This window comes from Streptomyces albiflavescens, assembly GCF_014645835.1.
Classification (GTDB): Bacteria; Actinomycetota; Actinomycetes; order Streptomycetales; family Streptomycetaceae; genus Streptomyces; species Streptomyces albiflavescens.
Map to the genome: position 1 here is coordinate 49,340 of NZ_BMMM01000035.1, position 13,862 is coordinate 63,201.

Below are 13,862 nucleotides of genomic sequence, written 5' to 3' on the forward strand. Positions count from 1 at the left end.
GGGCTCGTGTACACCTCAGCGGCAGACCGGCCCAGACCCCTGACGACGTGCTGGCTTCATTGGTTGGCGGTACCGACGGGGGACCAGGCAGGGGTCATTGCGTCCCTGGGGCTGACTCAGCCCAGCCTTGTGACATTCGAGGTCGCCGAAGAGGTGATCGACGCGGACAGCCATCGGGGATTCAGCAAGGAGCCTCAGGGGCGCCCCCGGGTGTACGTGAGCCCCGAACTCGATGGGTGGACCCTGGTCATCGGTCGCTGGTGCAACCCGTGCGACGGCGGGCGCAGCGACGAAGTTCTGCGTATGTGCGTAGAGCTCAGCGCGCGCTACGGGCAGGCGCAGGCTTACTACTACGGTGCGCAGGGCGACGGCTCGGCCTGGCTCATCGCTGAGCGGGGCAGCGTTGTGCGGCGTTATTGCGAGACCGGAGAGGGGGAGGATCATTACCTGACCTTGGGTGAACCACTTCCGTTTGAGCGGGCCCGACGTGAGCAACTGGGGCTGTCGCCCACTTGGGACGCGGCGACTGAAAGCGACGAAGACGAAGAGGAGTGGAGCCTGGCCACCTACGGCATGGCCCCTGAGATCGCCGCTGCACTCAGCATCAGCCCGCGCGACCTCACCGCAGAAACCCGTACACGCGGCACCGGGGTACTCGCCCTCACACCGCCACGAGATGGGCACACCGGGACATCACTCATCGGCCCTGCGGCAGGCTGAGCCCTCCTGGTAGGAACATGGGTGGTCGTCCCAGGCGTCGGGCACCGGGATGTGCTGGTCGTAGTAGGACAGTGGCAGGGTGGGCTGTTCCTCAATGACTGTCTGCCGCACCATCGGATCGGAGAACATGGGTGCGACGTCTGCCTCGTCCCACCAGTCGGTCCAGCGCGGCAGCCTGCCGCTGCTCCCGGAAGGTGCAGGAGCGCGGGACAGCCGTACCGCGCCCCGGCGATAACGGAGCGCGGTACGGAGACAGGTGGTGGCCCTTGTCAGTTGGCGTGCGGCGGAAGCACCTGCACTGTGTCCCCGACCGCGCGTTCACCGGTCGCGTCCGAGGGGTTGTTGATGAGGGCGCCGTGCACGGCCATCGCGGTGGAGCCGCCGCCATCGAGGTTCAACGCTTGCACGGCACCGAGCGAGCGCATGAACTCGGCCGCCTCGTAGAGGGTGAAGCCCTCGCTGCCACCGGTCCGGCGCCCGTCGACCGTGGCCAGGATCAGCCGGCCCTTCCCGTCGACACCCGCCATGGTGCGCGGCTGACGGGCGCTGGCCCAGGCGTATCCGAAGGACAGGTCTCGTGGGTCGACCACGCCCTCGGCGGTCGCGTCGATGTCGATGTGGCCGTCCTTTACGAGGGTGGGGGCGGCACTCACGATGGAGTCGTCACCGTCGAGTTCGACGCGCCGGCCGCTGGTGTCACGGATGACCTCGTCGACACGGATGCGACTGCCGGGCTCGGCGTTCGCGGTCAGCCAGTCGGCAGCACCGCCGATGCCTTGCAGGATGCGCCCGTCCGCTGGTACCCGCCCGCCGCGCGCACCGACCGAGACCACCCGGCCGGACGCGTTGAGCACCGCCTGGACACCGGGCCCGGTGGGCAAGTCGGCACCGAACTCAGGGGTGAACTGGACCAGGTCGTCGGTCAGTCGGCAGGTGACGTCCTGCCAGGGCAGGTCACTGGGTGAGGCGCCGGAACGGCCGCAGTCGCGCACCAGTCCCGGCACCCGGTTGATGCCCTGGATCTGGTACGAGGAGTTTCCGGCCCGGGCGGTGACGGTGGTGGTCAGATCAGCCACACGGATGTGACGGCCACCGTCAGCGAGGATCAGCGCAGCGCGCGAGCCGGCCGCCATCGACCCCAACTGGCCGTTGTAGGCGCCCAGACCGGACATGGTGCCCTGGACGCCGTCGGCGTCCGAGGTCACGAAGAAGCCACCGTTGACGGCAACCAGCGAGTTGAGCCGTGCGGCGACCGACGAGGTGGTCTTCCGCTGTGCGACATTGCCGTCGTGGGTACCCTCGACGGTGCCGTTGAAGACGCGGGGGTCGATCACCGCGACATGCACGTTTTCCCGGTCGGCAGGCTGCTGGATGTCGTAGCCGGTCCAGGCGACGGAGGTGTGGAACCCTGCAGAGGTGATCGCCGCCGCCGCGGACTGGGCCGCGGCCTGGGTGGAGAAGGAGCCGACCCGTACCCGAAGCCCCATCACCCCGTGCGGGGTGTCGGAGTAGCCGGGCCACCGGACGCTCTCTACACGCGGATCGAAACCCGCTCCGCGCAGCTTCCCTGCCGTGGTATCGGCCCAGCTCCGGGTGTTGACCTCGGACCAGGTCGCGGCACCGGTCAGCCGGCTGACGCCCGGTGACTGAACGGCGACCGTCCAGGTGTGCGTGACGTCGGGGTGCCGGAAGGTTCCGGTACGCACCTCTACGCCGGGTGCGAGGGTCTCGGTCGACCACTGTGTGGTCGCCGCGGGGATCGCGGGGTCGGCCTCCGCCGTGGTCGGCATCAGGGAGGGAACGGCGACGGCGAGTACGGCAGCGAGGCCGAGGCCCGCGCGCACGCGGGCGACACCTCGGGCGGGTTTGCCCAGGGCATTGTGGTCCATGGCTTCCTCACAGCTGGGGCGCGATGATGGCCGGTGGGGGCAACGACGTGCGGCCGTGTGCGCGATCCATCCCAAACAACCGCTACGACTCCCGTGGCTCCGGCACGTGAAGATCAGGAAAGGGGGCAGGAAACAACAGGCAGCGGCCTCGGCCCTGAGCAGGGAGGGGTGTCGAAGCCTTTGATCACGAACGGGGTCGCGCTGTTGACGCCCCCAGGCTCCTGCGGGACGCCCAGCGGGCGTGGCACATGGCAGCACGGACTCGCGGGGGCGGAGGGCAAGCCAACGACCACGGGGGAGTGAGGGGCTGGATCAGCGCGGGTTTGGGCCGTCGTTGCGGGTGCGGCGCAGCGTGAAGGTGTCGACGGGCTCGGTCTGGCCATACGGGCCGGTGACGGCGTAATAGGTCACCGACATCGTCGTGGGTCCGCCGGCACGGGTGCCCGGGTCGACGGAGAAGGCGACGAAGCCGTAGGGGTTGACGCGGTCGCGGACCGCCGACCACGGTGCCGGTTCCGACACATAGACGGGAGTCTTCCTGCCGCCCGCTCCAACAGGGCCGACGCCGGTGATGACGTTGCACTGGGGGGTGTCGAACAGCACGTCCATGGACGGGATAGAGGTGCCGCCTCCGCCGATGACCATGTGGACGGTTCCTGCGGTGGTGTCGACGAGGTCGGTGCGGGTTGCCGCCGGATCAGGTGTCATCGTGTCGTTGGACTGGTGGCCGCGGATCGGATGTGATCGCTCGTAGTGGTGTTCGTGACCGCAGACGACCACATCAACACCGTACTGATCGAACAACGGCAGCCATTCCTGACGGATGCCGAGGTCGGCGCCATTGCCCGGGTGGTCAGCCGTGGAGATGACGACCTGGTGCATGACGACGACGATCCAATCGATGCCCCTGTCCGCCCGGGTGCGTGCGAGTTCCGCCTCCAGCCACCGCCGCTGGGCGCCTCCGGAGTAGCCCCGGATGTAGGAATTGCCGCCGTCCTGATAGGCAACGTCGTCGTTGGCCAGGCTGACCACCCGCACGGACCCGACGGTGAACGAGTACCACAGCCCGCTCGTCTCCGGATCGCCGTCGTTGCCGGGCAGCGCGAAGTACGTCTGATAGGCGGCGAATCCGATCGGCCCGTTGCCCAGCTCGTTCTCGTGGTTGCCGGCCGCCGGCATCCACGGCCGGAACCGGGCGGACCGGCTCGTCATGCCGAACCAGTCCGACCATGTACGGATGCGGTCGACGGCCAGGTTGGCGTAGCACAGGTCGCCGTTGATGAGGTGGAACAGCGGCGCGACGCCTTCCACAGCGGTGGTCACATCGCCCGCGTAGGGCGAGCCGAGATTGTCGTTGAGATAGGTGAGCTTCGCGGTGATCTTCGGCGGCAGGGGACCGTCCAGCTTGCCCACCGTCGGCGTGCCCTGGTCGCCGAAGCTGGTGAACGTGAACGGAGCCCTGCCGCTCGGTCCTGTCCGGAACGACCCCGGTTCGGGCGTCGCCCCGTCGTGTACGGCGGCGTACACGTACTCGGTGCCGGGTCGCAGCCGACTCAGCCTGGCGTGGTGTGCGTAGATCGTTTGCCCGGACTTCGCGTCCTTGTAGTACGAGGTCTGAGCCGCGATGTGGTTGCCCAGGCCGCCGGCCGGCGTGCCGAGCAGGACGCGTGGCCGCTGCACCGGCACCGGCGTCTGCCAGGACACCACGACCTCACGGGAGGCATCCGCACCGAACTGCAGGTGGAGGCCGCTCACCGGCGGCATACCGGATCCCTCGGGGCGGACCCACAACACCGGTGAGGCGGCAGCCGGTTGCGCCGCCGCCAAAGCCCCTACCCCGGCGGCTGCGGCACCTGCCGCGCTGAGCAGCCTCCGTCGGCTCACGCCTTGATCCGTCCCCGGTCCGGTGGTCGCGATCCCCGCACCGGACTCACCTGCCGCCATGCCGGCGCCTCTTCCACTTCCTGTTGATGTCGTCGTCATGCAGGCAACGTCCCACCCACCTGTCGCCGTCCGACACCGGCAAGCCATGAACATCGCGACAATCGGCGCTACCGGGAAACGACCGGAGGCAGAACCCGGACAACTATCCGCGGCCTTGGACGGATTGCGGCGCGCGGCGCCGGACTGCAGGCTGGCGGGGTGGACGAGCGAGCGGATACGGTGCGCGGACTAGATGCCGCGCTGCAGGAGCTGCGGCACGGGCGGTTCGGGTTGTACGGTCCCTTGGTTCGGGAGCGCTTCCTGGACGGACTGCCAGCAGGGGTCACCGCGACCGGCTACCGCGTGCTGCGGTTCATCGAAGCCAGCTCGCCACCCCCACCGACCCTGTCCGACGTTGCCGCCCTGCTGCTGACCGATCGCGCCCGCGCCGTACGCGTAGTGGACCGGCTTGCCGCGGACGACCTCGTGGTTCGCGTCCAGGACCCCGTGGATCGGCGGATACGCAGGGTGCAGTTGAGCGAAGCAGGACGCCGACATCTCGCCCAAGCCGCCGCGCACCGCTCACGGCTGTTGGCGGCGGCTCTGTCGGACTGGTCCCGCGAAGACCTCGAAGGCCTCGCGGCCTGCGTCGACCGACTCAACGAGTCCGTGGCGCGGCGCTTGCTTTCCTCTGAGCACCACATGCACTGACCCAGCGTCAAGTCAGAACAACCCCACGCAAAAGCCGGGGCCTCCGGTGGAAATAGACAGAGCGCGGTCAGCAGCAGGGCCCGCGCGCTTCCCGTGGTGGTGTGGCCGACCGCCAGCCGCGAGTTGTCGTCGTAGTTCGACGCCCTCACCTTGCATCACAGCAAGGCCCTCCTCCTCCGCTGGAACCTCGGAGTCGAGAAGGCTCTCCAGAGCCCGCCGAGCAGGGCCGGGCGGCACCGCGGATGGAGCTCCTGGAGCGGGTGTCGCAGGTTGGAATCCTGCCGGGGCACAGAAGAAAGGGCCGGCTCAGGAGGGTTTCCCTCCCAGGCTGGTCCTTCGCCGTTTCAGGCGCCGTGCCACGTGCGTGCCGCTCCAAGCCCTGATCAACGCGGTCACTACGGGGCACGGCCTTGATCTCCACTGCCAGGTTCAACGAACTACCGGTAACGCGGCCGTACTGAGTCGACGGAAAGGCCTCAGTGGTAACGAAGGGTGAGTCAACGCTACATACGGTTGATTGGATGTGAAAGGTCCCCAAGATGGATGAAATCGCCTAAGTTATTCCGATTAGGATGGACTGCTGGATGTAGATCGCTACAGGTCCACATCCGATCACATGCGGCCCAGCGGGTACCCAAGCGGTGAGCGGAGGCGACAGTCCTCAGTGGTGAATACCAGAGACGGCGAAGCAGGCAACACCGGCCCGTCCATGCCCCACGTCCCCCATCCGCTGCACCAACCGCAGGGCCTGCGGACCATACAGACCGTGCGGCCCTTGGAGCGACACCGCATGCGGCTGCAGCTGCTCGACGCCGTGGACGAGGACCAGCGCGATGTCGAGGTGCTGCTGACCGCGCTTCAGCAGGCGGTAGCCGAGGTGCACGGCCTGGGCGGCATGGTGCATCTCCCGGGCGGTGGCATGAGCGGCATCCTGTACCTGGTCGCCGACAGCGGCCTGCCGGAGTCGATGACCCGGCCCTGGCTGATCATCCCGGTACGGGGCACGGCGCCGCCCAGCAGGGCCGCCCGCAACGACACCATCACCTGGCAGCCCGACCTGGCCCCGCCTGACCCGGTGCCGGGCCGGGACCCCGCGGCCCTGTGGCCTTCCCGACTCCCCGCCGGCATCGGTCACCTGGCCGTCCCCATTCCGAGCGGTAGCTGGCGGCGCGGCGCGCTCTCCGTCCTCTTCACCCCGGGCGCCGAGCCCGGCGCGGTGGAGCGCGCGTTTCTGAACGAGGTGGCGGCATGGATGTCCGGGAGGCTCAGGTCGTCCGCAATCCTCAATCCGTCCCCCACCCTGCTGCGCGCCCTGGAGAACGGGCCAGGACCGCGGGAGGCCGCCGCCCCGTGGGACGCGGAACGGGTGCCCTCCATCACGTACACCTGGGACCTGTGCACCGGTGAGCTGACCTCCGACCTGCCCGTCGAGGAGGTGCTGGCCGGCATCGATCCGGAGGTGATGAGCGGCGGTATCGAGGCGTGGGCAGAGCTGATCCACCCGGACGACCTGCCTGGGGCGGTAGCCGGCTTCGACACGGGCATCCAGATGCGCGGCGGCTTCCAGAACGAGTACCGGATCCGGCGCCAGGACGGCACATACCTCTGGATCGAGGCCCGTGCCCGCACGATCACGGACGAAGAGGGGACGCCGGTGAAGGTGATCGGCACCCTCCGGGACAGCAGCGAAACGCATGCCGCCGCCGAGTCGGTGGGGTGGGCCCTGCGACACATGAGTGACGGCTTCGTCTCCCTGGACACGGACTGGCGCATCGGATTTCTCAATCAGGCCGCCGAGCGGCTCCTCGGCGCCGCAGGAGATGTGGCCGGAGCCCTGCTCTGGAACATTCCTGCGGTACGTGCCGTACCGGGGCTGGAGCAACGGTGCCGGGCCACGGTGGCCGAGGGCCAGCCGGCCGGATTCGACGTACCGGGGCTGGACGGGACGTCCTGGTACCACCTGCGGCTGGTGCCGGTGCCGGAAGGCCTCACGCTCTACATCACCGACACCACCGAGCGGCATCTGCGGGAGGCGGAGCGGGCGGCGGCGGAGCGGGCGGCGGCGGAGCGGGCGGCCCTGGTGCAGCGGATTACGCGGGAGCTGGCCGAGGCTGTCACGGCCCAGGATGTGATGACGGCGGTGGCCGACGGCGTGATGGCACCCCTCGGAGCCACCGGACTCATCATGCTCGGCGTGGTCGGCGACCGGCTGACCGTGGTCGGCTCTCGGGGATACTCGGAGCACTTCACCCGGCTGCTGGACGGGCAGTGGACAGTGCGGGACACCACGAACCCGGTGGGGGACGCCCTGCTCACCCGCACCCCCCTCTGCATCTCCTCCCCGGAGGAGTTCCTGAAGTGTTACCCGGGGAACGAGATCCTGATCCGGGAGGGCGGCAAGCAGGCGTGGGCCTTTCTGCCGCTGGCGGTATCGGGGCGCGGGATCGGCGCGGCGGTGCTCTGCTTCGGCCGACCGCGGGTGCTGGACGATGACGAACGAACGCTGCTGACCGCGCTCAGCGGACTGATCGCGCAGGCTTTGGAGCGGGCCGGGCTCTATGACGAGGCGACGACCCGGGCTCGCACTCTCCAGCGCAGCCTGCTGCCGCAGGCACTGCCCAAGCTGCCCGAGGTGACGGCGGCGGCGCGCTACCAGTCGGCCAAGCAGGGAGCCGACGTCGGCGGTGACTGGTACGACGTGATCCCGCTCTCCGCGGCCCGGGTGGCGCTCGTGATCGGCGACGTCATGGGCCACGGCATGGCCGAGGCCGCCACCATGGGCAGGCTCCGCACGGCCGTCCGGACCCTCTCGGAGCTGGAGCTGCCGCCCGACGAAATCCTCGGCCATCTCAACGACATCGTCGGCGAGCAGGGCACCGATGCGTTCGTGACGTGCCTGTACGGCATCTACGACCCGGTGACCCGGCTTCTGTCGTACGCCAGCGCCGGTCAGCCGCCCCCGGCGGTGGCCCACCCCGACGGCACCGTCACCTTCCTGCCCATGACCCCGGACCCGCCACTGGGAGTGGCCGCACCGCCCTTCGAAACCCGCGAGACCCTACTGCCCGCCGACAGCCTGCTCGCCCTCTACAGCGACGGCCTGGTGGAGAGCAAGGACAGGGATGTCACCACCGGCATGAACCGCCTCGCCGAGCTCCTCTTCGAGTCCGTGAACGCCATGCCCGCCTCACCGGCGGACGCATCCGACCTGGACGCCCTCTGTGCCACCCTCACCTCCGCTCTCCTCCCCGCCCACGGCGAGCTGATAGACGACGCCGCCCTGCTGCTGGTCCGCACCCACCCGCTGGAGGCGGAGAACGTCGCCGAGTGGCCGTTGCCGGAGGACCCGGTGGCGGCGGGCCAGGCCCGCGACCTGATCCGCGCCCAGCTCACCGACTGGGACCTGACCGATGAGGACCTGGTCATGACCACCGAACTCCTGGTCAGCGAGCTGGTCGGGAACGTCGTCCGGCACGCCTGCGGCCCCATCCGGCTGCGCATGCTCCGCAGCCGCGCACTGATCTGCGAGGTTTCCGACGCCAGCCTGACCACGCCGCACATCCGCCACACCTCCGCCACCGACGAGGGCGGCCGCGGCCTGCAGCTCATCTCCGCACTCTGCCAGCGCTGGGGCACCCGCCACACCCGCACCGGCAAGTCCATCTGGACCGAACAGCCCCTCCCCGGCGCCTCAGTTTGATCTTTAACCTCGCACGTCACCGTTCGCCCGGATAGGCACCCGAACTCGCCGCAAATGATCGGGCACAGTCCGTTTGAAGGCGGACCCTAGTTACAGCCGGGGCCGGTGGTGGAGCTGGTGCAGGTGTTGTGGCCGGAGCCGCCGTCGTTGGCGTTGGTACCGGAGCCGCCGTCGAGAGCGTCGTTGTCGGGGCCGCCGTCGAGAGCGTCGTTGTCGGGGCCGCCGAAAAGGGTGTCGTCGCCGTTCCCGCCAGTGAGGATGTCGTTGCCGCTGCCGCCCTCGACGCGGTCGTTGCCGCCGCGGCCATCGACCACATCGTTGCCTGCCAGAGCGAAGATCACGTCGTTGCCGGGGGTGCCGGGGCGTGGGCCTGGTCGTCCATGAGCCGGATCTCGGCCGGCCACCCTGAGCATGTCGCCCCAGTGTGCGTGGATGCGGTGCAGGCGCACGGTGTGGCGGGAGGCGTCCTGCAGGCCCGTAGCCAGCACCGGCGTGGGTGCGCCACAGCCGGGCGTTGGAGACGTCGGCGATTCTCGGTGAGAACTGGTAGCCGCAGATGGCGAACAGGCCGAGGACGATGTCGCTGTAGCTCGCGGTGTCGGTGATGACGGTCTCCGGCCTCACCCGCCGTCCCGGTTGCGGAGCGAGTCGAGGATGCACAGCGAGTCGCGCAGGGTGCCGGGCACCACGACGCCGCCCAGGCCCATGACCTGGTCGTTGACGACGTTCAGCCAGGTGGCGCTTCTTGCACAGCCCGAAGTACCGCGGGCCGTAGCCCGCGTGGATCGTCAGGACGGGCACAGGCTCATTGCCTCATGCGGTGACCTTGGCGACGAACGCGGCGAGGTTCGCGACGGTGCGCTGGATCTTCTCTTCCAGGGTGAGCGACTCGGGGAGGCGTGCGCCGATGCCCGCGTCCTTCTTGCCTCGCACGTACAGCGGGCAGGCGAGGTCGCTGCACATGTAGGCGCCCACGGAGTTGCCCTGCTGCCCGGCCTTGCCGGCCTTCGCGGCGACCATGAGTGAGACGCATCCGGTGTGGGTGGTCATGCACATCGAGCACATGCTGCGCCGCGTCTGCCAGGAGGTGGCGCTGGGGCAGCGCAGGGCGAGCGCCACCGGGCGGCCGTCCAACTCGGTGGCGAGGTAGGCCCGGTCAGGGGCCTGGGGGTCACGCCAGCCGAGGAAGTCCAGGTCGTCCCAGGGCCGCTCGGCCAGGTCGCGGGGGACGGACAGGCGCTTCGCCTCGCCCTTGGTGCAGTTCACGAAGGCGGTACGGATCACATGCTCGGTCAGTGGCTTCATGAGCGGCAGGCTAATTTGCCTAAAGGTTTTAGGCAAATGCATAATGGTAGTCGTTGAGTGGGAGGAAGATTATGGTTCGAGCAGGGCTGACCGTGGAACGCCTGACCCTGGCGGGGGCGGAACTGGCCGACGAGGTCGGCTTCGACCAGGTGACCGTCTCGGCACTCGCCCGGCGGTTCGACGTCAAGGTCGCGAGTCTGTACTCGCACCTGAAGAACTCCCAGGAACTCAAGACCAGGATCGCCCTGTTCGCCCTGGAGGAACTCGCCGACCGGGTCGCCGACGCCCTGGCCGGGCGCGCCGGCAAGGACGCCCTGGCTGCCTTCGCGGACGCCTACCGCGACTACGCCCGGGAGCACCCCGGCCGCTACGCCGCCGCCCGCCTCCGGCTCGACCCCGAGACGGCGACCGCCAGCGCCGGGGTGCGGCACGCACAGATGACGCGGGCGATCCTGCGCGGCTACGACCTGACGGAGCCGGACCAGACACACGCGGTTCGGATGCTGGGCAGCGTCTTCCACGGCTACGTCAGCCTGGAGCTGGCCGGAGGCTTCGAGCACAGCGCCCCCGACGCGCAGGAATCCTGGGTCTGGATCGTGGATTCCCTCGACGCTCTGCTACGGAACCGGGCCACACCCTGACCAGCCGTCCGCACCACCGGAGGCGGTCCGCCGCGCCGTGCGTCGGCGCATCTGAGCATTCCGGAAATATTGATCAACAGGTTGAGGCAATGAACACTGAACACGACACGATCACCACACCTGTCACCACGGACATCCTGCGCGGCTTCCTCGATGTGGAAGCGACCGCGCACGGTCTGCTGCCACATCGGCTGCCCGCTCGGGCTCGCCGGCAGATTCCTGACGACCAACTGGCGGTAGCCGAGGCCCAGCCCTCAGGCGTGCGGTTGGTCTTCCGTACCCGGGCCACCAGCATTGAACTGGACACGCTGCCCACCAAAAGGGTTTACCAAGGTTTCCCGGCCCCGCCCGACGGCGTGTACGACCTGCTGGTCGATGGTCGTCTCGCGGCCCAGGCCACGGTGGCCGGGGGTAACGTGCGCATCATCACCGACATGGTCACCCAGTCCGCCGAACTGCGTGAGGGGCCCGCCGGCACCGCCCGGTTCACCGATCTGCCGGCGGGTGACAAGGACGTCCAGATCTGGCTCCCGCACACGGAGATCACCGAGCTGATCGCCCTGCGTACCGACGCCCCCATCGAAAAGGCCCCGCACAGCGAGCGCCGGGTGTGGCTGCACCACGGCAGTTCCATCAGCCACGGCTCGAACGCCACGCATCCGACCGCCATTTGGCCGGCCCTGGCAGCTGCCCAGGGCGGAGTGGAGCTGGTCAACCTGGGGTTCGGCGGTAGCGCGCTGCTCGACCCGTTCACCGCCCGAGCGATGCGGGACACCCCCGCGGACCTGATCAGCGTCAAGGTCGGCATCAATGTCGTCAACACCGACGTCATGCGCCTGCGCGCCTTCACCCCCGCGGTCCACGGCTTTCTCGACACCATCCGCGAGGGGCATCCGACCACCCCGCTGCTGGTCGTATCCGCCATCCTGTGCCCGGTCCAGGAGGACACCCCCGGCCCTCTCGCACCCGACTTCGACGGCGGCACGTTGCGGTTCAAGGCGACGGGCGATCCGGCCGAACGCGCCGCCGGGCGCCTGACGCTCAACGTCATCCGCGACGAACTCACCCGGATCGTCGAACAGCGGGCGGCTGACGACCCGAACCTGCACTACCTCGACGGCCGTAACCTCTACGGCGAGAGGGACTATGCCGAATTCCCGCTGCCCGACGGGGTCCACCCCGACCCTGCAGGACACCGCCGCATCGGCGAAAACTTCGCGCGCCTCGCGTTCGGCGAAGGCGGCCCTTTCGCGACCAAGACCGGCTGACCAGGGTCACGGTCACGCAGACCGCGCGATCGCCGCATGGCCGCGCTGCCGGCGGAGTCCACGGCCACGATGCCCCCACGCGGTCTCGCGCATCCACGGCCATCATGATCCCGACTCGCCCGCAGCCAGGTCCGGCGGCCGGACCGAAGCCGGCGGCGGCCAGGTCCTGCACGACAGCGAGTTCCGGCACGGGAGCGCTGAGCAAATGAGGCTGCATCGACGCGGGCGGGCCGCACCACCGCTCACTCTGTCTGAGTGGCCGTCTGGAGCACCGCGCCACGGGCCGAGTGCTTCGGCTGCGGGCCTGGCTGCTGCGGCCGAACCCCTGAAGGGTCCGCCACCCGCCTCTCGATGGGCCGGCAGTGATTGCAGGAGGTGTTCGACGACCGGGTCGCCTGTGCCCAGTTCAGCGGCCTGGGTGGCACAGATCAGTGTGACTCAGCGCTTCGGTTGGCGAGTTGAGTGTTGTGGTTGGCGAGCGAGCTGATCTCGCCCCCGGCACGCAAGCTCTCGCCGCCCGAATCGACCGAGACGCCGCAGCCCGACCCACCCGGGGCCATGGCGCATGAGCACACAAGGCTCACGTGTCGGGATGTCGTCAAGGCTCCGCGTCAGGACGGGGCGAGGACGCAGAACTCATGGCCCTCCGGGTCGGCCAGGCACGTCCACGGGACGTCGCCCTGGCCGAGATCGAGGTCGGTGGCGCCGAGGGCCCGTAGCCGGTCCACCTCAGCTGCTTTGTCGTCACCGGGGTACGGCAGCAGGTCAAGATGGACGCGGTCCGGTACGGTCCTCACGTCGGGCGTGCGGAGGAACTCGAGATAGGGGCCGACACCCTTGGCGGAGCGAAACACCGCGTGTTCGTCGGTCACCTCGTGCAGGGTCCAGTCCATCGCCTCACCCCAGAACCGGGCCATGGCCTGTGGATCTGCGCAGTCGACGACCACCGCGGCGATCGGCCCGGTGTCCCGGTAGATATCCCGAGGCTCCAGCACGCAGAACTCGTTGCCCTCGGGGTCGGCGAGGACCGTCCACGGCACGTCGCCCTGGCCCACGTGGGCGGGCGTCGCACCGAGAGCCTTCAGGCGCGCGACCAACTCCGCCTGATGGGCCGCAGAGGTGGTGGCGAGATCGAGGTGCACACGGTTCTTTGCTGTCGTCTTGGGTTCCGGCACGGGAACGACGTCGACGCAGACGAAGACCGGGTCCGGCCAAACGAGCCCGCCGACGGGTCCGACGTAGGTCGTCACGCCGGGGCTGTAAGCACTCCAGCCGAGCGCCTCCGCCCAGAACCGGCCGACCGCCGAGCCATCAAGAGCCTTTATGTTCACCATGACAGGTCGCAGTGCCATGCCGGCGATCCTATGCGCCCGCTCTGCAACGACATCCGCACCGTCGCCAAACAGGGATCAACTCTCCGACCAACGCAATGGTCAGCTCGCCAACTAGTGCGCTCAGCCCTGCCAGGTGAACTGCTCACACGCCAGATGAAGTGCTGAGTCACAGTCAGCCCCTACGACACCACGAGCTCAACCCCAGTAACAAAATGAGCCGCGAACTCACCGGAGAATCCATGCCGACCTGGCGAATTGAAACGGACAACCCGCCCACAACATCCTGAACGTTGATCAGATGTCCTCTAGGCAGTTTCTGACGGCTCTTGGTGGGCTGGTGGATCTCTTGGTTTGCCGGGCAGGACGCCCCT

At 68.9% G+C, this 13,862-nt stretch carries 10 protein-coding genes and 1 pseudogene; 5 read left to right on the top strand and 6 right to left on the bottom strand.

Translation table 11 applies throughout. The features are described 5' to 3' along the window. Window positions 1-129 precede the first annotated feature (129 nt). On the top strand, window positions 130-720 hold the full coding sequence (locus tag IEY95_RS47885) for a hypothetical protein (RefSeq protein ID WP_229703858.1): 591 nt from the start codon (window positions 130-132) through the stop codon (window positions 718-720). A 269-nt stretch (window positions 721-989) separates the two neighbouring features. Here the strand turns inward: IEY95_RS47885 and IEY95_RS47890 are convergent, their stop codons facing one another. Beyond that, window positions 990-2,609, bottom strand: a complete 1,620-nt coding sequence (locus tag IEY95_RS47890; RefSeq protein WP_189192636.1) for a phosphodiester glycosidase family protein — start codon at window positions 2,607-2,609, stop codon at window positions 990-992. 312 nt (window positions 2,610-2,921) lie between these two features. Then, the gene (locus IEY95_RS47895; RefSeq protein ID WP_229703859.1) at window positions 2,922-4,373 is read right to left on the bottom strand and encodes a purple acid phosphatase family protein; all 1,452 of its coding nucleotides are present in this window, start codon (window positions 4,371-4,373) and stop codon (window positions 2,922-2,924) included. Between the two features lie 378 nt (window positions 4,374-4,751). Here IEY95_RS47895 and IEY95_RS47900 point away from each other — a divergent pair, with 378 nt between their 5' ends. Further along, on the top strand, window positions 4,752-5,243 hold the full coding sequence (locus tag IEY95_RS47900; protein WP_189192638.1) for a MarR family winged helix-turn-helix transcriptional regulator: 492 nt from the start codon (window positions 4,752-4,754) through the stop codon (window positions 5,241-5,243). A 790-nt stretch (window positions 5,244-6,033) separates the two neighbouring features. After that, on the top strand, window positions 6,034-8,943 hold the full coding sequence (locus IEY95_RS47905; protein ID WP_189192647.1) for a SpoIIE family protein phosphatase: 2,910 nt from the start codon (window positions 6,034-6,036) through the stop codon (window positions 8,941-8,943). A gap of 86 nt (window positions 8,944-9,029) precedes the next feature. Here the strand turns inward: IEY95_RS47905 and IEY95_RS47910 are convergent, their stop codons facing one another. The 3 genes and pseudogenes from IEY95_RS47910 to IEY95_RS47920 form a co-directional block, all read right to left on the bottom strand. Continuing rightward, window positions 9,030-9,431: a calcium-binding protein gene (locus IEY95_RS47910; protein ID WP_189192639.1), complete on the bottom strand. Its 402-nt coding sequence runs from the start codon at window positions 9,429-9,431 to the stop codon at window positions 9,030-9,032. 40 nt (window positions 9,432-9,471) lie between these two features. After that, a pseudogene (locus IEY95_RS50990) lies at window positions 9,472-9,744 on the bottom strand (Tn3 family transposase); the annotation flags it as partial. Between the two features lie 12 nt (window positions 9,745-9,756). Then, window positions 9,757-10,248 carry an FBP domain-containing protein gene (locus tag IEY95_RS47920; protein ID WP_189192640.1) on the bottom strand — a complete coding sequence of 164 codons (492 nt, stop codon included), beginning with the start codon at window positions 10,246-10,248 and terminating at the stop codon, window positions 9,757-9,759. Window positions 10,249-10,319: 71 nt separating this feature from the next. On the opposite strand from IEY95_RS47920, the gene IEY95_RS47925 reads away from it, so the two are divergent. Both IEY95_RS47925 and IEY95_RS47930 read left to right on the top strand, forming a co-directional pair. Further along, window positions 10,320-10,889 (top strand): TetR/AcrR family transcriptional regulator, encoded by a 570-nt coding sequence (locus IEY95_RS47925; protein WP_189192641.1) that lies wholly within the window; start codon window positions 10,320-10,322, stop codon window positions 10,887-10,889. A gap of 89 nt (window positions 10,890-10,978) precedes the next feature. After that, entirely contained in the window at window positions 10,979-12,157 is a 1,179-nt protein-coding gene (locus IEY95_RS47930; protein WP_189192642.1) for a GDSL-type esterase/lipase family protein, read from the top strand. Window positions 12,158-12,768: 611 nt separating this feature from the next. On the opposite strand, the gene IEY95_RS47935 is transcribed toward IEY95_RS47930, so the two are convergent. Then, window positions 12,769-13,509: a VOC family protein gene (locus tag IEY95_RS47935; RefSeq protein WP_189192643.1), complete on the bottom strand. Its 741-nt coding sequence runs from the start codon at window positions 13,507-13,509 to the stop codon at window positions 12,769-12,771. Between the last annotated feature and the right edge of the window lie 353 nt (window positions 13,510-13,862).